Origin of the sequence: Candidatus Nitrososphaera evergladensis SR1 (assembly GCF_000730285.1) — an archaeon.
Classification (GTDB): domain Archaea; phylum Thermoproteota; class Nitrososphaeria; order Nitrososphaerales; family Nitrososphaeraceae; genus Nitrososphaera; species Nitrososphaera evergladensis.
The window spans coordinates 1,764,510-1,782,530 of the sequence record NZ_CP007174.1; the positions used below are offsets into that span (position 1 = coordinate 1,764,510).

Consider the following 18,021-nt stretch of genomic DNA (forward strand, 5'->3'; position numbering starts at 1 on the left):
CGCAGCCGTTGGCGGCGGCAAAACTAGCTAATAAGGTATAAAAACCAAAGACGCATTCTTACGCAAAGAAGTGACCCTGCAGGGTAAGCGTGACTCAATTTTTGCAAGCGCGCGGACCGGATTTGCCATAATAGTTGCGATAATTGTCATGTCCTATGGCCTGTTCTTTTACCTAGAGACGTCTGCCGAATTTCAGATCCGCGGCATACAGTTTGAGCGCAGCAAGGACAACCAGGTGGTCATTACGGAAGGCATCGCCAACCGTCTAGAGTCGTCCGTGGAACTTGCGACTACAAAATTCCGGGTCATGGCGTCTGAGATTGAAGAGATCGGCGACTCTGCGCAGCTGTCTGCGCGACTTGATCAGATAGAGTCGCTGTACGTGGACAGGCTGCATAGCGGCCTTGCGGCCATGCTTGACAAGGACGGGGCCATCGTCTGGCTTGGCGGTGGCGGTAATAATAATGGCAGCGGCAAATCCGGCTACTATGGGTGGAACGTGGGGAACAACCTTTCGCAGTACTCATGGGTTCAAAAGACAAAGGATGCGCTTGCGCCCGTCTTTACGGGCGAGCACGCGCCTGGCAATAATAATATCGATCTTTTGGTGATGACCCATCCGCTTGTGCAACACGGCCAGTACCGGGGCCAGCTTGTCCAGTTCCTGCCCGCCGGCCCAGTCGCGCAAGATGTGGGGCAGAATCTCCCGGAGGCGCAGGCCTTGAGCGTGCTTGACCTTGACGGAAAATTTGTCCTAAGCTCCGACGAGTCGCTGCTGCATCAGCAGTTCTTCTCATCGGAGCAGGGTCTCAATACCGTTGGCGGCGAAAGCGAGGATCTAAGAAACGCAGTGGACGCAGGATTGCGAGGAGACACGAATCCGCAGCGGGTGCTGTACAGAGTCGACGGCGAGGAGATGCTGACGGTGGGCGTGCCCGTGACTGAGGGCGCCGCCGCCAGTAACAACGCTCCTGTCTATTACCTGCTGGTGACCACGCCGGTATCGTTTTTTTACAAAGAGATAAACCAGGTGCTTGTCGCGCAGAGGCTCCAGGCGTTTTCCATACTTGCCGGCACGTCAGTGTCTGTCATCATACTGGCAGTTTTTGTAAACCGCGCCGCCAGCCTTGACAGGGAGGTGCGCAGGCGCACAAGCGAGCTGCAGGCGTCAAACACGCTCATAACGCAGCAGAAAAAAGAGCTGGAAAAGGCAAACGAGGACCTGAAGCAGCTGGACAGGATGAAGGACGAGTTCCTCAACATCGCCGCGCATGAGCTTCGCACGCCCATCACTCCGATACTGATGGCGGCAGAAGAGCTTGAGGACGAGCTGGGCAAGCGCTCTGACGTGCGCATGATAGCAAGAAACGCCAAGAAGCTCCAGCGGCTGGTGCAGAACGTGCTTGACCTTGCAAGGATAGAGAACAACACCTTCAAGCTGGCAAAAGAGCCGGCAAACCTAGGCGAGGTGGTGTACGCCACGGTGGAGGATTACCGCGCCCAGCTGGAGGACAAGGCCGGGTCTGCAATAGTTTATGACATGACAGACGTGCCGATGAACCTGGACAAGACTAGGATCATGCAGGTCCTTTCAAACCTTCTGGGCAATGCGATAAAGTTCACAAAGCAGGGCACGGTGACAGTCAGCGTTACAAAGGATGCCGCCGCTGGCAAAGTCACCGTCGCAGTCAGGGACACTGGCAAGGGGATTGATCCTGAAATAATGCCCCGGCTGTTCCAAAAGTTTGCGACCAAGTCGGATAGCGGCACCGGCCTTGGCCTGTACATATCAAAGAGCATCGTAGAAGCGCATGGCGGCACCATGTGGGCTGAAAACAACGCAGACGGTGCAGGCGGCGCGACGTTCTACTTTACGCTTCCGCTGGCACAATAACGCATATGCACACAATCACGCGTGCGCGCAAAATAACATATGCTTTTTAGTTCATCGGTTTGCACTGGTTGCGGTCTTTGTGCTCGTGGTAATGGGCCTGGCAAAAGTCGTTTCCGCACTCGTAGCAGTGCCAGCCGGAGAGGGTGTAGCAGACGACGCACTTGCCTATTGGCTTGTTATAGTCATAATCCTTTCTTGAGCTCTTTGGCGTCTGCTGCTTTTGGGGTTTCTGTGGTGGCCTCATGTCTGCTCAAAGTTTTGGGGTTTTGGCGCGTGGAAAATGCATTGGCTAGGGAACCTCAAAAGTACTTGCCTTTATGCAAGCCTCGACGTACAACAGGCTCAATTCACCCTACCATTATTTAAGGATGATGTATCAGGAACACACTCGCTCTTGCGATGGCAGGAAAAAATCCGTCCGACTATCCACCACAGCCCTTGCCAAACAACGTGCGGTGTTTTTCCGCAAGGGATGCTATGCCGTGGTAGATGTCCTCCAGTTGATCTGCCGAAAGGTTCATCTTTCTTATGGCTTGGACATTTACTCCAAGCGTTCCGAGTTTGTCGTAGGCATCTGCAATCCTTTCCTTTTTGTCAGATAGGTGGCGGGCCATGTCGTTAGCTCAACTCTGATCACGTGGCTCTGCAATGGTGCATTCTTGCACGCAGGCAGAACGATGAAATTTTTTGCAGGCAGTCCTTCTTGTCATAAGGTGGCACTTGTGTATCGAGCACCACCATAGCCGCTGCTTGTTGATTGTGCTATGCGAGTGCATGTGTATGCCCTGACTTGGAATATACGATAAAGGGCTGGTCCGTTATGACATGGTCGTGCGCAAGCACTATGTTTGTAAAGTCCTTGCTGGCTTGGTCGGCGCTGTAAGCGCAAAGAAAAGACCTGCTCCGTCCATTGTTGCTGCCCGCTGCTGTCCCCCTGCGCACGTAGCGGCTCTGCGTCGCTTGGTCTTTTGATGGATGGTAGTAGTAATGATGCTTGCAAAACACCAGATTGCAATAGGTCCGGCCGCCCGCAGTTATGTTGCCGTCTCTGTCATACTTGATTATCGCTGATCCAAAGCCGTCCGTTGCTGTGGTAGTAGTGGTATTATTATTTATCAGCCTGCCGGCGTTTACCGGCTTGAAAAATGAGTCCAGTATCTCTTGCTTGCTGCTATAGTTATTGTGGATAAAGACCGCATAGCCGTTTCGCAAGTTGCGGACGAACCTTAGCGCCTCAAGCTTGTGGGCTTGGCGGATTATTTCTATCGTCGAAAGGGAATGGTCAAGGTGCGGGAGGCTCCTTAGCAGGTTCGCCCTGATCTCGTGCATGAACACCTCTGATCCGTATCCAAATGTCTGGCTTATTGCCTTGGATACCAGATCATACCTTGTCAGCACTATGTGCCTTGGGAGCCTGTATATTACCGACAGGTGGTTGATGAGGAGGCCGGCGCACGACTCTCCGAGGAGCTCAAATGCCCTGATTATGGCGTCATACACCAAGTCGCTAACCATTGCGCGGGGCTTGTATCCTGCATCCAGCAGAGACTCGTGGATTCTGTCCATCTCGACCATATGCGTACTTTCTCCAGTAGAGTCACACCTCGTATATGGTAAAAAGTGCCTGTTTGTTCACCTGTACGAGCTTGTTCGTGTGCATATTATGTGCAAGATTTATTTATCATGTCAAGACGCTACTGTCTTGAATGGTTGCCGCCTCTTCTTCTTCCGCTGCAGGAAACAAGACGATAATCGAAGTCACGGTAGTCGGGAAGGACCGCAAGGGTGTGGTGGCCGACATCACCAACTTTATCTTCCAGAACGGCGGCAACATCGAGAAGATAAACCAGAACGTGGTGCGCGGCCTCTTTGGGATGCAGCTGGAAGCATCATTTGCGCGGGCCAAGAGAAAGGAGCTTGACGACGGCCTCAAGGACCTTGCCAAGAGGCTCCAGATGGAAATCAAGGTCCATTACCAGGAACCTGACAGGCTGAGAAACGTGGCAATCCTTGTCAGCAAGGAGCCTCACTGCATCAACAGGATACTTGCGGGCCGCAAAAAGGGCGAGATAAAGGCCAACCTTGCGGTCGTGATTGGAAGCGAGCCATCGCTCAAGCCGGTCGCCGACGAGGCCGGGATCCCGTTCCATTCTGTATCCCACACAGACCAGGCAGAGGCGGAGCGAAACATCCTTGACCTCATCGAAAAATACAACGTCGACCTGATAGTGCTTGCGCGCTACATGCGCATCCTCACGCCAAACTTTGTCTGGCGCTACCCAAACCGCATAATCAACATACACCCGTCGCTTTTGCCGGCTTTCCCCGGCGCCTACGCGTACGTCCAGGCGTACGAGAGGGGCGCCAAGATAGTGGGGTGCACGGCGCATTTTGTCACAGAAGACCTAGACCAGGGTCCGATAATCTGCCAAGAATCATTCAAGGTGTCAGACAGCGACACGCTGGAGACCATACGGAAAAAGGGCCGGGAGCTGGAGGCAGCGACGCTCTTTGAGGCAGTCAGGCTGTACCTTGAGGACCGCCTTGAGGTGTACTGGGGCAAGGTCCTCGTACACAAGTCGCCCAAAGGCAAGGCAACAACGACGACAAGTTCTTAACGCCGGCATAGTGCTTTTAGCTAAATACACATGTCCTCTGTCTTTGGCATGAGCGACCCTGAATTCTGGAGCGCGCTCAAAAAGACTAAAAGGGCGATAATCCCGATCGGCTCGATGGAGCAGCACGGCCCCCACCTGCCCGTGTCGACCGACGCCCTCATTGCAGAGCACGTCTCAAAGCTGGTCGCGCAAAAGGTAGGCGCATTTGTGCTTCCTGCCATAGCCTACGGCGTCTCGTTTGAGCACGATCCAATGTTTCATGTCTCGCTGCGCAACTCTACCCTGTCTGCGCTCGTGTGCGACGCCTGCGCGGCCCTTGCCAGCCACGGCGTCAAGGAGATTATTGTGATAAACGGTCATCACGGCAACATTGGCGCGCTGCAGTACATCGCCCAGGACCTTGCCGGCAGGATTTCAAACGACGTTTCCGTTCATGTGTTGCATTACTGGCACCAGATGAAAAACGACGAGCTGGGCCACGCCGGCGAGGTAGAGACATCCCTTGTGCTTGCCATCGCGCCAGAGCTGGTAAAGATGGAAAAGGCGCAGGCAGGCGCAAAAAATCCGACTGCAAAGTCAAAGGCCGCCTACGCAAGCATAACAAACTCGCCCGGCTCGTTTGTAAAAATAACTGGCAACGGCGTATGGGGCGACCCCAAGAAGGCGTCTGCGGAAATGGGCCAGCGCCTGCTAAAGGAAATAGTTGCCGGCCTTGCCAAGACGATTTCCGAGCTTGGCGACGATTAAACGCGTGCGAATTTTAATATATGGCATTTAGGCGCCTTACTCTAGGTAAATCGCATGTCCGTTGATATGGCAGTTAAGGTTCTCGACGAGAGCCTTGGAAAAGTTGTGCTTATCAAGTTGAAAGGTGGCAAGGTCATCAGGGGAAACCTCCACGGGTTTGACCAGCACATGAACCTGTTGCTTGAAGATTCCGTGGAAATCCTTGAGGAAGGCAAGTCAAATGACCTTGGAACTATTGTCGTAAGGGGCGACAACGTGGTCATCATTTCTCCTCCTCCAAAGTAAAAGGTGAAAGAAGAAAATGACGAAAGGCACAACTTCGATGGGTAATTTTACCCGCAAAAAGACTCACATACGCTGCAGAAGGTGCGGCCACAACTCGTACCACAAGCGCCACAAGCGCTGCTCAAAGTGCGGCTACCCTGAAGCTACGATGCGCAAATACACCTGGATAAAGCGCCAGGTGCTCTAGCAAAACTTTTTCTGCAAGCTCTTACACACTGGTTTGTAGGAGAACTTTATGTCGGGCGAGCTAGCCGTCATTGCAGGCTCTTCTGTGGCAGGCGCCATTTCAGCCGCCCTTATTGACAGGGCGGCCGCAGCAGCAAGGGCGAAAAAACCCAGGAACGACAAGCAACAGCCGCAGGAGGAAAAAAGGACTGCAAGCAATGCCAAGGCAGAACTTGCTTCTCTTGCATTTGAAAAAACGCTGGCCGCCGAGGCGATAACCCGCGTCTACGAAGCCGCACAGGATGGCAGAATAGACCACCTTGAGCGCGACCGCCTGCTTGTAAAATACAAGCACGATCTTGACGCTCTCAACGAAAGAATAGCGACTCTAAAGCCTGTGGCAGAATACGCTGAACTTGCCGACATGCGCAACAACCTTGCGTCGCTCCTTGAGAACAAGATATCTGCCCTTGACCAGAAACTTGCAGAAATGTCAAAGGCAGGCGCGGCACCGGTAGTAATAGAGCGCGTGCAGGTGATGCCCATACCGGAAAAGGTTCGCGACGACTCTGAAAAGAAGCAGTTCAAGGCGGAGGAAAAGAGCATCGAGCAGCTGCAAAAGGAGATTGTGCAGGCGCTGACGCGCCTTGAGCAGGTCGAGCTTGACAAGGACTAGCTGACTAACTAAAATAAATAAGGACGATGTTATTTTTTCATGCAATGCCTGCCGCTGTCGACTATGATGCAATAGCAAATATTCTAACGCTGCGCTACAATCCTCGCAGGTCCCCTCCCAAAAGGCCACTTGCCGCATCAGACTTTGCGCCTTCCAAGGTCGATGACAACGTAGAATCGCAGATACTGAAAATCATCGAAAGCGACCTTGCACGCATCAAGGAAAAGCGCGTCTCTGTGCTTTTGAGCGGCGGCGTGGATTCTGTCCTCACTCTTGCCGTGCTGAGAAAATTCCGGCCTGACATCAACGTCTCGTGCGTCAGCATGGGGTTTGGAGAAGATGACGACGAGGTGTCGGCGGCACGAAATATTGCAGAAGCCTATGGCTGCGACTTTTGTGCACTTGTTTTGGACGATGTTTTGAGCGGCCTGCCGAGGCTGATAAAAATCGCAAGGGAGCCGCGGTGGAATCTCTATCAAGCATATGCGTTTGAGGCGTGCAAAGAAAAGACGATATTTTCTGGCGACGGAGGCGACGAGCTGTTCGCCGGCTATACTTTCCGGTACCAAAAGTACCTCTCGCTTTTTTCGCAGAAAAAAAATGGGTGGAAAGAAAAGGCAAAGCTCTACGTGTCGTGCCATGAGCGGGACTGGGTGCCGGATCAGGAAAAGGTCTTTGGGCCAAAGGTCAGGTTCTCATGGGACAAGATCTATGGACTTGTAAAGCGCTATTTCAGCAACAACGGGCTTGACCCGCTCGATCAGGTGTTCCTTGCAGACTGGAACGGCAAATTGCTGTTTGACTGGCTGCCTGCCAACCTGGCGTTTTCCAAAGCATTTGAAATCAAGATTCAATCGCTTTTTCTTTCAGACCGTATGACAAAATTTGCCACGCACCTGCCCTGGCGCATAAAATACGACCAAGATTCTGCCACGGGCAAGCTGCCCCTGCGCGCCATACTAAAGGGTGAGCGCCTGCGGGTGGAGCCTGTCAAGAAGGGCTTTTCTGCAAACGCTGTATCGCTGTGGAAAAAGAGGGGGCAAGAGATCGTAAAACAGTACGTCAACAACAGCGGGGATTCCGAAACAGTCAGGGCCGGTGTCATAAATGGCGACTGGGTTCAAAAAACAACTGAAAAGCTGCTGCAGGCACAAGAGGAGCCAGACATACGCTATGTCAACAAGATGCTGGCTGTGCTTGCGCTTGAGGTGTGGTGGCGGCTCTTTGTCAGCAAGACCCTGAAGGGAAACGAGAAGCTCTAGCCGACAGGAATTTATTCCAACCTTGTCTAATCTCACATGCGTCTTGAGTTCTTATTTTGTGATAGTGACGTGCAGAAACTCTGAGAACAACATCGAGGAGGCGCTGCTCTCGCTTCGGGCCCAGACAGTTCCGCCTTCTTATGTCATTGTAATAGACGACGGCTCAAGAGACCGGACTGCTGACATATTGCGGCAGCTGCAGTCGGGCTGGCCTTCTCTGCACATAATCACAAACCCGGATCTTGGCTACAACATAGCAAGGGTGGTGAGCAACTGGAACAAGGCCATTCAGTATACAAGAGATCACCGCCTGCCTCGTACAGACTACCACATGATAAGCACGGACGACACTGTCTACGAGCGCGACTATGCTGAAAAAATGATGCGCCACATGGACGCGGACGGCAAGATCGCAATTGCATCGGGCAACTATGAAGACAAACCCGCCATTGCCCCGCATGGTGGCGGCAGGTTTGTCCGAACAGAGTTTTTCGACAAGCACCACGGCCTGTACCCTGAAAAGATGGGCTACGAGTCGCTCGTGCTCTACTCTGCGACTCGGCACGGCTACACCTTCCAGGTGTTCGACGATGCGAGGTTTGAGCACACGCGCCCGCTTGGTAAGAACCACCACTTTTACGAGTTTGGCGCAAGCATGAGGACGCTTGGCTACCACCCGCTTTTTGCGCTAGGCAGGTTCTTTCTGTATTTTGCAAGCGGAAAACCGACAGGCCGGCTTGGCGCAATATACATGCTCTACTACTATTTGTCGTACAAGCCAAAAGAAACGGGCTATGACAGCATGCATGACAGCGAAATAAGGCGGTACATACGCAACTACCAGTTTACGCGCATAAAGAAAAAGCTTGGCGTCCCTGGCTAGGAAGATGAAGAGGAGGATGGCGGAGCCTCGCGCTTTAGGATGTCCTCAATATAGTGGCTCATCAGTGCGTCCTTCTTTTGCCTCTTTAGTACGCCTTCTAGGAATTCCTTGACCTGCCGCGTTTCTTCAGGCGTCGCCTTGCCTTCTATCAGGCGGATCTCGTACATCATTATCCATGCCCATACCCAGTTCTCCTTGAGCAATGCTTCATTTTCTACCGAGTACTGGTTCCTCCTGTGCCAGTAGCCTATGGCAACGGCGGCTGGCACATAAATCGCGACAAATATGATAGCCCATGTCCCCATGCTTGGGAACACTGTCTTTAGCACATCAAAGCGCTCTATCCCAAGAGTATAGGTAGTGATTACAAACTGCAGAAACGCCATCGTAAAGACAAGATAGATGCTGTGGCCGTTTCTGAAATCCAGCCAGCGCCTCTGGAAAAATTTGGCGTTCATTATTGACTCCTTCTAACTTGGCAATTCTTCTTAATTTAGTTTGCCATTTTTCTTGCAAAGAATCGGAAAAGCAAAATAGCGCCCGGCCTTTTCTCTGTCTCTGCTTGGTAGCTCAGATAATAAGCGGGCTTACTGTCGCTCAGGACGTCAAAGAGCGCGTGAAAAAGGCGGTCGAGGAGCTAAAGACTTCAGGAATCATCCCATGCCTTGCGACCGTGCTCGTGGGCGACGACCCCGCTTCCGCGACGTACGTCAACAGCAAGCAAAAGACCGCAAAGGAGCTTGGCATCGCTACCCGAGACCACCGCCTTGCCGCGACCTTCAAGCAGCATGAGCTTCTTGAACTCGTACAGCTCTTGAACAACGACCCTGAGGTGCATGGCATTCTCGTACAATTGCCTTTGCCAAAGCACATTGACGAGTTTGCGATAATAAACACCATCAGCCCGCTAAAGGACGTAGACGGGCTGACCCCGTACAGCGCCGGGATGCTCCAGAACGGCATGGCGCTGCTAAAGCCCTGCACTCCCTCCGGCGTGATGGAGCTTCTCGATTATTACAAGATAGCACTTGAGGGAAAGGACGTCGTTATAATCAACAGGAGCAACCTCGTGGGCAAGCCGCTTGTGTTCATGCTCCTTGAGCGCAACGCCACCGTGACCGTCTGCCACTCTAAAACCAGGGATCTGCCGGCGCGCCTGAGGCAGGCCGACATCATCATAACTGCGGTTGGAAACCGCGAGCGCTTTACTCTGAAAGCAGACATGGTCAAGGAAGGCGCGGTTGTGATAGACGTTGCGACAAGCAGGATAAACGGAAAACTTGCCGGCGACGCTGACTTTGAAGCTGTAAAGCAAAAGGCGTCATGGATAACCCCCGTCCCCGGAGGCGTGGGCCCGATGACGATAGCGATGCTCATGAAAAACACCGTGACTGCGGCATCGATCTTGCGAGGATGACGTCTGGCTGAACGACACGCGTAAAGAAAAACAAAGGATCCGCCGCGCGGCATTGGCAAGGCGCGACGCCCTTGCGCCCTTGGATATAGAGCAGCAGAGCGTTCTGGTGCAGGAAAGCGTGGCTCAGAGCAAGGAATTTGAGCAGGCGCAGGTCATTGGCGCCTATTATCCAAAGGGCTCCGAAGTCCGCACTGCGCTTTTGATAGGCATTGCAAAGGATCAGGGCAAAAAAGTGGCGCTTCCAAGGACCGAGGGAAGCGACATGCGCTTTTATGAGTATGAGCCGGCAGACAAGCTTGTTCAGGGCAATTTTGGCATAATGGAGCCGGCGCCAAAAAGGCTTGTACAACACATAGACCTGGTGCTTGTACCCGGCGTGGCGTTTGACCGCAAGGGGTGCAGGATAGGCTATGGCAAGGGCTATTACGACCGGTTCATCTCGGAGGGCAGGTCGTCATTTTCTATGGGGCTTGCCTACTCTATCCAGATCGTAAACGAAGGGCTCCCAAGCGGAAGGCTTGACAGAAAGCTGGACGCGCTTGCCACAGAAAACGGTATAATGTACTTTTAGGGGCGCGCCCTTCTTGCAATGTCGGTCCTGTAATAGTGTCCGTTTTCGCCCCAGCGTATCTTTCTGACCGCTGAATACGCGTTTTCTATTGCGCACCTTGCGTCCTTGCCTGTAGCCGTGACGCCAAGGACCCTGCCCCCGTTTGTCACTATCCTGCCCTGCGCGTCCTTGGCAGTGCCGGCGTGGAAAACCGTGGTGTCAGGGCCAAAGTCGCCAAGGCCTTCTATGACTTCGCCTTTCTTGTAGGCTCCCGGATATCCGCGGGAGGCCATGATGACGCACACGGCCGTCCTGTCGTGCCACTCTATCGGCGGCATCGAGCCAAGCCTGCCGTCCACCGCCGCGTCAATGTATTCATAGAGGTCTGATTTCATGCGCATCATTATGGGCTGGCACTCGGGGTCGCCCATGCGCGTGTTGAACTCTAGCACGTACGGCTCGCCTGTCTTTTCGTCGACCATGATTCCTGCGTACAAAAAGCCGGTAAACGGTGTGCCCCTTGCATTCATCTCTTTTAGCACGGGCTCCATTACCCGCTTTACTATCTTTTCATGCAACGCCTTGTCGACTACTGGCGCAGGCGAGTACGCGCCCATGCCTCCGGTGTTTGGGCCCCTGTCGCCGTCAAACACCCGTTTGTGGTCCTGGCTTGAGGCAAGCGGCATGATTGTCTTGCCGTCGCACAGCGCAATGAAGGACGCTTCTTCGCCTACAAGCCTCTCCTCGATTACGACCTTGCCGCCGGCAGCTCCAAACTCTTTTGCGATCATTATCTTGTCTACCGCCTCGATTGCCTGCTGGGTGCTGTCGCACATAATGACGCCCTTGCCTGCCGCAAGGCCGTCTGCCTTGACTACCAGCGGCTTGTTTTGTCCTGCGATATAGTCCTTGGCCTTTTGCGCATCGGAAAACGTCGCAAACGCCGCGGTGGGGATTCCTGCCTTTTGCATGAACTCCTTGGCAAACACCTTGCTTGTCTCAAGCATTGCAGCCTGCTTTTTGGGGCCGAAAAGCCGCAGGCCCTCCTTTGCAAAGGCGTCTGCGATGCCAAGCGAAAGCGACTCTTCCGGCCCTACAACTGCCAGACAATCTCCTTTGTCCTGCCTTTTTGCAAACTCTACCAATTTTTCGATCTCGTTCTGCTTGATGTCGACGTTTTCAAAAGTACCGCCATTTCCCGGCGCAAAATACACCTTTTTCACCCTGGGGCTCTGGGCAAGCTTCCACCCAAGCGCGTGCTCCCTTCCACCGGAGCCTATCACGATGACAGTAGTTGTTGCAGCTGCAGGCACAGCCCGGGTAACTGGGACTGGATGTAATAAATGATTAGCGCAACAGCTGGCTGGCGCTGTCCTGTACAAGCGCCTGCAGAAAGGCAGTGTATTCGTCGTCAGAGAATTCAAAGGCTACAAACTTTTCATCCAGCATCGCCTTGTGCACGCTCTTTAGGTGGTAGCACGGCTCGCCCTTTGTAAGCGAGGAAAAGTAAAAGTCCTTGCAGGAGCAAAAGCCCAGCTCCGGGTCGGTCCAGTACTCGCTGTCCCTGCCCACCACAATCCACAGCGTGCGGCCGCTTGGCGCAAACCTGAGCATCTTGACACTTCCCGACTCTACCGCGCTGTCGATCCTTGACATTTCCTCTCTCGTGCAGTTTATGTGCGAGTTGAGATATAAAATATATCGACGTGAAGGTTCGACCGCTCCACCCGCATGCAGCGCTCCTGGCAGAGGACGAAGCCAGGCGCTATGTCGTAGTGTCAGACCTGCACATCGGCCTTGAGGCAGAGCTTGGCGCAAGGGGCATAACGGTGCAATCAAGCCTGATGCGCGAGATGCAGGAGGAGCTGTTGTCGATTTTGTCAAAGGAAAAGGCTGACGGCCTGATACTCCTTGGCGACATAAAAAACACGGTGGGCGCAATCAGCAAGCAGGAATGGGACGACATACCTGCGTTTTTCAAGAGCCTGTCGTCTGCTGCGGATGTCTACCTTGTGCCTGGAAACCACGACAGCAACATCCGGCACCTTGTCCCTGACAGCGTCAACGTTGCGGCAAGCAAGGGCATGGCAATTGGCGACACGCTTTTTGTGCACGGCCACAGTATGCCGTCTGAGACGCGCTCGCACGTGCGCAGGATTGTCATGGGGCACGTCCATCCAGTGTTTTTGAAAAAGGGGAGCGTGGTGAGCGGCGAGCGGGTCTGGATATCAATCCAGGCAAAAAAAGAGGCGCTATTTCCTTCAGAGCAGGGAGCCATCGACATTGTTGTTGTTCCAAGTTTTAACAAGTACCTCTATTCGTCAGGCGAGCGAGGATACCACCACCGCAAGTCTGTCTCACCAATAACGTCGCGCATAATGGACGCCAATGCGGTTGAGAGGTGCATGGTGATAACGCTGGACGGCTCTATCGTGGGCGATGACGAGTCAATGCTTGCAAGCGTGCTCTAGGACAGTTTTGCGTAATTGCCAAGAGGCCCAAGCGTCGGCGTGTTTGAGCGCAGCCACTGGAGCGTCTTGATGAACGAGCTGGCAGACTCTACCGTCGTGAGCACTGGCACACCCATCTCTACTGCCTTTCTGCGAATCAGGTATTCGTCCTGCAGCATGCCGACGTACTTTTCAAGCGTTGAGGTAGCCGGTATGTTGATGATAAAGTCCAGTTTTCTTTCGTAGAGCATGTCTGCGATGTTGGGCTTGCGGTTTGGCTCGCTTATCTTGTGCACAAGCTCGACGTCTTTGACGTTGTTGTGCTCCATAAACTCGGCCGTGTGCTCTGTCGCAAGGATCTTGTAGTTCATGGACGCAAGCATCGATATCAAGGGCAAGAGTTTTTCCTTGTTCTTTTGCCCGCCGATGGTTATCAGCACCGAGCCTGAAAGCGGGAGCGAATACCCTGCCGCCATGTACGCCTTTGACAGCGCGTCGTAGAACGTGTTGCCAAAGCACGCGACTTCGCCTGTCGACTGCATCTCTACTCCTAGGACAATGTCAGAGCCTTCAAGCTGCATGAACGAGAACTGCGGGACCTTTACTCCAAAGCCAGGAGCTTTGAGCCACAGGTCTTTTGCCTTTGCCGGCAGCGGCCTGCCAAGCATCGCCTTTGCGGCAAGGTTGATGAGGTTTACGCCGGCAAACTTGGACACAAACGGCATCGAGCGCGACGCCCTCACGTTTGCCTCTATGACAAGCACCTGCTCGTCCTTGACGAGGTACTGGATGTTCAGCGGCCCCTTGACGTTTAGCGCCCTGCCTATCTTGACTGAATAATCTGTTATGGTTTCCATGATGTGCCTGTCAAGCCTCCACGGCGGTATGCTCATCATGGCGTCGCCAGAGTGCACGCCTGCGTTGTCAATGTGCTCGATTATTGCGCCGATGAGCACGTCCTTGCCGTCTGCGACTGCGTCGACTTCGACTTCTGCCGCGTCCTGCAGGAACTTGCTGATGACAACAGGATGCTCGGGGTTGACGTTTGTGGCGTCGGTCAAAAAGCGTTCCAATTGTTGTTCGGCCCACACCACCTTCATGGCCGCGCCGGAAAGCACGTACGACGGCCTGACAAGGACAGGATAGCCAACGGTCTCGGCAAACTCTTTGGCCTCTGCAAGGTGGGTAAACTGCCTCCATGCCGGCTGCTTTATGCCAAGCGTATCGAGAAGCTGGCCGAACTTGGCGCGGTCCTCTGCCCTGTCAACGTCTTCGCTGCTCGTGCCGACTATCTTTATGCCGTTCTTTGCCAGCTTTGGGGTCAGGTTGTTTGCAGTCTGGCCTCCGACGCACGTTACGATGCCTGTTGGGTGCTCCTTGTCGCAGATGTCAAGCACGCGCTCTAGCGTCAGCTCTTCAAAGTACAGCCTGTCGCAGATGTCATAGTCTGTCGACACTGTTTCGGGGTTGCAGTTGATGACCGATATCTCTTTGACGCCGTTTTCTTTTAGGCCCCATACCATGTTGACCGTTCCCCAGTCAAACTCGACGCTGCTTCCGATCCTGTACGGGCCGGCGCCGAGGACTACCATTCTGCTGCTACTACTGCTATTGTTGCTGCTCTTTTTTACGTCCTTGACTATTACGTCGTCTTCTCTTCCGCCATAGGTGAGGTAGAGGTAGTTGGTCTTGGCAGGCCACTCTGCGGCAAGCGTGTCTATCTGCTTGACTACCGGCTTTATGTCAAATTTTTCGCGCATTGCGCGCACCTGCATCTCGTCTGTGCCAAGGCACCTGCCGATCTGCTTGTCTGAGAAGCCAATCTTTTTGGCGTCCCTGACCATGTCGCCGTCAAAGCTGCCTGCCTTTTTCAGCTTCTCCTCCATGTCGACGATGTTCTTTATCTTTTTCAGAAACCACGGGTCTATTGCCGACAGCTGGTAGATGCGCTCGATGCTCATTCCTGCCTTCATGGCCCGAACGACGTTGTAGATTATCTCGTCGCTTGGCTGCAAGAGAGATTGCTCGATGCGCTCGATGTCCTCTTCCTTCTGCGCGTCGTTTCCGTTTGCCACAAGGCCGTCCTTGCCGGTGGCAGACATCCTGATGGCCTTTTGCAGGACTTCTTCAAAGTTGCGGCCAATCGCCATCACCTCGCCGACTGACTTCATGGCGCTCCCAAGCTTGCGCTTGACAAGCTCAAACTTGCTGAAATCCCACCGGGGCATCTTTAGAACGCAATAGTCAAGCGAAGGCTCAAAGCACGCCGTAGTCACCTTGGTTATCCTGTTGAGCAGCTCTGGCAGTGAATAGCCTAGGCCGATTTTTGCCGCCATGTACGCAAGCGGGTAGCCGGTGGCCTTGCTTGCAAGCGCCGACGACCTTGAAAGCCTGGCGTTTATCTCTATGGCAGTATATTGCTCTGACGTCGGGTCAAGGGCGAACTGGATGTTGCACTCGCCGACAATTCCGCAATAGCCTGTCGCGCGGATGGCCGCAGAGCGCAGCATGTGGTATTCATAGTTGTTGAGCGTCTGCGACGGCGCAATCACGATGTTGTCGCCAGTGTGAACGCGCATTGCAAGCACGTTTTCCATGTTGCAGACGATGACGCTGTTTCCGTGGTAGTCGCGCATCACCTCGTACTCGACCTGCTTCCAGTGGCCCACGTACTTTTCGATGAGCACCTGGTGCACCATGCTGAGGTTCAGCCCGCGCTGCGCAATCTCTTGCAGCTCAAGCTCGTTGTACGCGACCCCGCCTCCGCGCCCTCCAAGCGTGTATGCGACCCTGATTATGACAGGGTATTCAAGTTCCTTTGCCGCCTTTAGCGCGTCCGGGATGGAGTTGACTGCGTAGCTCTTGAGCACCGGGACGTCGCTTTTCACCATCGCGTCCTTGAACATCTGCCTGTCTTCGGTGACCTCGATACCTTTTATCTGGGTGCCAAGCACGCGCATCCCGTACTTTTCAAGTATTCCCCGCTCGTGCAGGGCAACCCCGCAGTTGAGCGCAGTCTGGCCGCCAAACCCAAGCATTATCGAGTCGGGCTTTTCCTCCTTTATCACCTGCTCGACGTACTGCGTGTTTATCGGGACGGGATACACCTTGTCTGCAAAGCGCGTGTCAGTCTGTATCGTGGCGATGTTGGGGTTTATGAGTACGCTTTTGACCCCTTCCTCTGCCAGGGCTTTGAGGCATTGAGAACCGGAGTAGTCAAATTTGCGGCCAGTTTTACTGGCTTTCGCCTGCTTCTCCGATTTTTATTGCCCCACTTCCAAGCACGAGGACTTTTTTTATCGACTCATCTCTTGGCGACTTTTCTCCCCTCCTTTTTTCTTGTTGTTTTCTTCTTCTTTTCCGCAGTTACTTTTTTCTTTGGTTTTTCTCTTGCCTTGACGCCGTCCGTGATTCTGCCGCCGGCGTCGATTATCTGCTTGAACCTGTCAAACACGAACATGCAGTCGTAGGGCCCCGGCGACGCCTCGGGGTGGAACTGCACGGCTATCACCGGCTTGCTTGAATGCTCTATTCCTTCCACCGTGTCGTCGTCGGCGTTTGCAAACCACACCTTGAATCCCGTGCCGTCTAGGCTCTCTGGATCGATGCCATAGCCGTGGTTCTGGCTCGTGACGTATGACTGCATGTTGCGCAGGTCCACGCAGGGCTTGTTCTGGCCCCTGTGGCCAAACTTTAGTTTGTAAGTGTCAGCGCCACCTGCAAGCGCAAGGATCTGATTGCCAAGGCATATCCCAAGCGTTGGAGTTGACGTTTTTATCAGTTTCGTTGCCGTCTTTATCGTGCTTGTACAGACCTTGGGGTCGCCCGGCCCGTTGCTAATGACAACTCCTTTTGGGTCGTACGACATTATCTGTTCGTACGGAGCATCCCACGGCATACGCACTACGCGGAAGCCGGTGCGGATTATGTTGCGGATGATGCTGTATTTCGTGCCGGTGTCAAGGAGCACGACGCACGGCCTGTCCTTGTCGCCGTACTCTTGCGGCTTGGATGTCGATACCTCTGGCATAAAGTTGAGGCCCTCGTATTTTGCGCCTGACACGAGTTTTCTCATCCTTGCGTCATCCACCGGCCCCTTGTCAGACACCGCTATTGCGCCCATCATGACGCCGTGCACGCGCAGCTTTTTTGTAAGCTCGCGCGTGTCGATTCCGTAAATGCCGGGTATCTTTTGCTCGTACAGCCACTGGTCAAGCGTCTTGACGCAGCTCCAGTGGCTTGCAACGTCTGATAAATCGTGAATCAGCAGCGCCTTGACCTGTATCCTGTCAGACTCGAAGAACTTTGGAAGCCCGTATTCGTCCTTGACATCAAAGCTAGGCACGCCATAGTTGCCTACAAGGGGATAAGTCATGCAGAGGATCTGCCCCCTGTACGACGGGTCTGTCAGGGTTTCCGTGTAGCCGACCATCCCTGTGTTGAAAACGACTTCGCCTGCTATCTCTGACGGATAGCCAAAACCAATCCCGGAAAAAACAATGCCGTCTTCAAGCATCAGTTTGGCTGCATAGCCCGTGTAGGTCTGTTGAAGTGTCGGAATTTTTTGACCCTCACCAACTGTTTAGATATGGAAATTTAAGTTTTGCTTTGGTCGACTGCGCTTCAGCTACCTGCGCGCACAATGGCAAAGGTAATATTGCATCACTGCTAACGTTCTGGTAGTAATTATCGCATGACAACAACCTGCTCTATATGTGGCTCGCGCTTTGCAGAAAAAAAATGCTATTTTTGCCAGAGCAAGATCTGCACTTCCTGCATGGTCCCGACAGACGTTACCGGGAGTGCAATCACGGTAAAGTGCGTGGCGTGCGACCGCAAGGGCATCAACAAGATCAGCCTCGCCGCGGTGCTCAAGCGCAACAAGTTCCTCCTCGGCGTCATCTTCGGGTACTGGATGTTTGCGATATTCCCGCTGCCGTTCCTGCAGCTGGGCGGCTACGAGGCAACCGCCATAGTCCTCCAGCCTGTGCTATTTGCGACTGCAATCCTGACGATACCGTTTGTATTCATGATAATTGCCTGGCAAAAGCGGGCGCCAAAGGAAAACTAGTAC

At 53.6% G+C, this 18,021-nt stretch carries 19 protein-coding genes and 1 pseudogene; 12 read left to right on the forward strand and 8 right to left on the reverse strand.

Going from position 1 to position 18,021, the window contains the following annotated elements:
- Nucleotides 1-70: 70 nt before the first annotated feature.
- Nucleotides 71-1,894 carry a sensor histidine kinase gene (locus tag NTE_RS09625; protein ID WP_148700824.1) on the forward strand — a complete coding sequence of 608 codons (1,824 nt, stop codon included), beginning with the start codon at nt 71-73 and terminating at the stop codon, nt 1,892-1,894.
- Between the two features lie 46 nt (nt 1,895-1,940).
- On the opposite strand, the gene NTE_RS09630 is transcribed toward NTE_RS09625, so the two are convergent.
- The 3 genes from NTE_RS09630 to NTE_RS09640 all read right to left on the reverse strand — a co-directional run bounded on the left by NTE_RS09630 (nt 1,941) and on the right by NTE_RS09640 (nt 3,469).
- Nucleotides 1,941-2,138 carry a hypothetical protein gene (locus NTE_RS09630; RefSeq protein ID WP_148700825.1) on the reverse strand — a complete coding sequence of 66 codons (198 nt, stop codon included), beginning with the start codon at nt 2,136-2,138 and terminating at the stop codon, nt 1,941-1,943.
- A gap of 178 nt (nt 2,139-2,316) precedes the next feature.
- Nucleotides 2,317-2,508 (reverse strand): hypothetical protein, encoded by a 192-nt coding sequence (locus tag NTE_RS09635; RefSeq protein ID WP_148700826.1) that lies wholly within the window; start codon nt 2,506-2,508, stop codon nt 2,317-2,319.
- Nucleotides 2,509-2,656: 148 nt separating this feature from the next.
- Entirely contained in the window at nt 2,657-3,469 is an 813-nt protein-coding gene (locus NTE_RS09640) for a hypothetical protein (RefSeq protein ID WP_148700827.1), read from the reverse strand.
- Nucleotides 3,470-3,600: 131 nt separating this feature from the next.
- Here NTE_RS09640 and NTE_RS09645 point away from each other — a divergent pair, with 131 nt between their 5' ends.
- From NTE_RS09645 to NTE_RS09675, 7 genes are read left to right on the forward strand one after another with little or no spacing between them, the layout of a single operon-like run.
- Entirely contained in the window at nt 3,601-4,512 is a 912-nt protein-coding gene (locus NTE_RS09645) for a formyltetrahydrofolate deformylase (protein WP_148700828.1), read from the forward strand.
- Between the two features lie 30 nt (nt 4,513-4,542).
- On the forward strand, nt 4,543-5,259 hold the full coding sequence (locus NTE_RS09650; protein WP_148700829.1) for a creatininase family protein: 717 nt from the start codon (nt 4,543-4,545) through the stop codon (nt 5,257-5,259).
- Between the two features lie 54 nt (nt 5,260-5,313).
- Nucleotides 5,314-5,544, forward strand: a complete 231-nt coding sequence (locus tag NTE_RS09655; protein ID WP_015019730.1) for an LSM domain-containing protein — start codon at nt 5,314-5,316, stop codon at nt 5,542-5,544.
- A gap of 16 nt (nt 5,545-5,560) precedes the next feature.
- On the forward strand, nt 5,561-5,731 hold the full coding sequence (locus NTE_RS09660) for a 50S ribosomal protein L37e (protein WP_075054179.1): 171 nt from the start codon (nt 5,561-5,563) through the stop codon (nt 5,729-5,731).
- Between the two features lie 48 nt (nt 5,732-5,779).
- Nucleotides 5,780-6,385, forward strand: coding sequence for a hypothetical protein (locus tag NTE_RS09665; RefSeq protein WP_148700830.1), 606 nt, complete (start codon nt 5,780-5,782; stop codon nt 6,383-6,385).
- Between the two features lie 44 nt (nt 6,386-6,429).
- Nucleotides 6,430-7,647 (forward strand): asparagine synthase-related protein, encoded by a 1,218-nt coding sequence (locus tag NTE_RS09670; protein ID WP_158385382.1) that lies wholly within the window; start codon nt 6,430-6,432, stop codon nt 7,645-7,647.
- Nucleotides 7,648-7,690: 43 nt separating this feature from the next.
- Nucleotides 7,691-8,530 (forward strand): glycosyltransferase family 2 protein, encoded by an 840-nt coding sequence (locus NTE_RS09675; RefSeq protein WP_158385385.1) that lies wholly within the window; start codon nt 7,691-7,693, stop codon nt 8,528-8,530.
- Here the strand turns inward: NTE_RS09675 and NTE_RS09680 are convergent.
- On the reverse strand, nt 8,527-8,988 hold the full coding sequence (locus tag NTE_RS09680; RefSeq protein ID WP_148700833.1) for a hypothetical protein: 462 nt from the start codon (nt 8,986-8,988) through the stop codon (nt 8,527-8,529). The genes NTE_RS09675 and NTE_RS09680 overlap by 4 nt on opposite strands.
- Before the next feature lie 104 nt (nt 8,989-9,092).
- Here NTE_RS09680 and NTE_RS09685 point away from each other — a divergent pair, with 104 nt between their 5' ends.
- Together NTE_RS09685 and NTE_RS09690 are read left to right on the forward strand one after the other, a co-directional pair.
- On the forward strand, nt 9,093-9,947 hold the full coding sequence (locus NTE_RS09685; RefSeq protein ID WP_148700834.1) for a bifunctional 5,10-methylenetetrahydrofolate dehydrogenase/5,10-methenyltetrahydrofolate cyclohydrolase: 855 nt from the start codon (nt 9,093-9,095) through the stop codon (nt 9,945-9,947).
- Nucleotides 9,948-9,984: 37 nt separating this feature from the next.
- Nucleotides 9,985-10,518 carry a 5-formyltetrahydrofolate cyclo-ligase gene (locus tag NTE_RS09690; protein WP_226987267.1) on the forward strand — a complete coding sequence of 178 codons (534 nt, stop codon included), beginning with the start codon at nt 9,985-9,987 and terminating at the stop codon, nt 10,516-10,518.
- On the opposite strand, the gene purD is transcribed toward NTE_RS09690, so the two are convergent.
- Together purD and NTE_RS09700 are read right to left on the reverse strand one after the other, a co-directional pair.
- On the reverse strand, nt 10,515-11,810 hold the full coding sequence (gene purD, locus NTE_RS09695) for a phosphoribosylamine--glycine ligase (RefSeq protein WP_148700836.1): 1,296 nt from the start codon (nt 11,808-11,810) through the stop codon (nt 10,515-10,517). The two genes, NTE_RS09690 and purD, sit on opposite strands and share 4 nt — an antisense overlap.
- A 34-nt stretch (nt 11,811-11,844) precedes the next feature.
- Entirely contained in the window at nt 11,845-12,153 is a 309-nt protein-coding gene (locus NTE_RS09700) for a hypothetical protein (protein WP_148700837.1), read from the reverse strand.
- 50 nt (nt 12,154-12,203) lie between these two features.
- Between NTE_RS09700 and NTE_RS09705 the strand changes: the two genes are divergently transcribed.
- Nucleotides 12,204-12,968 (forward strand): metallophosphoesterase, encoded by a 765-nt coding sequence (locus tag NTE_RS09705; protein WP_158385390.1) that lies wholly within the window; start codon nt 12,204-12,206, stop codon nt 12,966-12,968.
- On the opposite strand, the pseudogene carB reads toward NTE_RS09705, so the two are convergent.
- A pseudogene (gene carB, locus NTE_RS09710) lies at nt 12,965-16,313 on the reverse strand (carbamoyl-phosphate synthase (glutamine-hydrolyzing) large subunit). The gene NTE_RS09705 and the pseudogene carB overlap by 4 nt on opposite strands.
- Nucleotides 16,252-17,463 (reverse strand): glutamine-hydrolyzing carbamoyl-phosphate synthase small subunit, encoded by a 1,212-nt coding sequence (gene carA / locus NTE_RS09715; protein WP_148700840.1) that lies wholly within the window; start codon nt 17,461-17,463, stop codon nt 16,252-16,254. The pseudogene carB and the gene carA overlap by 62 nt, the downstream one beginning before the upstream one ends.
- Before the next feature lie 261 nt (nt 17,464-17,724).
- Here carA and NTE_RS09720 point away from each other — a divergent pair, with 261 nt between their 5' ends.
- Nucleotides 17,725-18,018: a hypothetical protein gene (locus tag NTE_RS09720; RefSeq protein ID WP_148700841.1), complete on the forward strand. Its 294-nt coding sequence runs from the start codon at nt 17,725-17,727 to the stop codon at nt 18,016-18,018.
- Nucleotides 18,019-18,021 lie beyond the last annotated feature (3 nt).

Coding starts and splice junctions, on each gene's coding strand:
- NTE_RS09640 (WP_148700827.1), bottom strand. CDS start 3,469: ATGGTCGAGATGGACAGAATCCACGAGTCTCTGCTGGATGCAGGATAC.
- NTE_RS09660 (WP_075054179.1), top strand. CDS start 5,561: ATGACGAAAGGCACAACTTCGATGGGTAATTTTACCCGCAAAAAGACT.
- NTE_RS09700 (WP_148700837.1), bottom strand. CDS start 12,153: ATGTCAAGGATCGACAGCGCGGTAGAGTCGGGAAGTGTCAAGATGCTC.
- carA (WP_148700840.1), bottom strand. CDS start 17,463: ATGCTTGAAGACGGCATTGTTTTTTCCGGGATTGGTTTTGGCTATCCG.
- NTE_RS09645 (WP_148700828.1), top strand. CDS start 3,601: ATGGTTGCCGCCTCTTCTTCTTCCGCTGCAGGAAACAAGACGATAATC.
- NTE_RS09670 (WP_158385382.1), top strand. CDS start 6,430: ATGCCTGCCGCTGTCGACTATGATGCAATAGCAAATATTCTAACGCTG.
- NTE_RS09635 (WP_148700826.1), bottom strand. CDS start 2,508: ATGGCCCGCCACCTATCTGACAAAAAGGAAAGGATTGCAGATGCCTAC.
- NTE_RS09630 (WP_148700825.1), bottom strand. CDS start 2,138: ATGAGGCCACCACAGAAACCCCAAAAGCAGCAGACGCCAAAGAGCTCA.
- NTE_RS09665 (WP_148700830.1), top strand. CDS start 5,780: ATGTCGGGCGAGCTAGCCGTCATTGCAGGCTCTTCTGTGGCAGGCGCC.
- NTE_RS09680 (WP_148700833.1), bottom strand. CDS start 8,988: ATGAACGCCAAATTTTTCCAGAGGCGCTGGCTGGATTTCAGAAACGGC.
- NTE_RS09650 (WP_148700829.1), top strand. CDS start 4,543: ATGTCCTCTGTCTTTGGCATGAGCGACCCTGAATTCTGGAGCGCGCTC.
- NTE_RS09720 (WP_148700841.1), top strand. CDS start 17,725: ATGGTCCCGACAGACGTTACCGGGAGTGCAATCACGGTAAAGTGCGTG.
- NTE_RS09655 (WP_015019730.1), top strand. CDS start 5,314: ATGTCCGTTGATATGGCAGTTAAGGTTCTCGACGAGAGCCTTGGAAAA.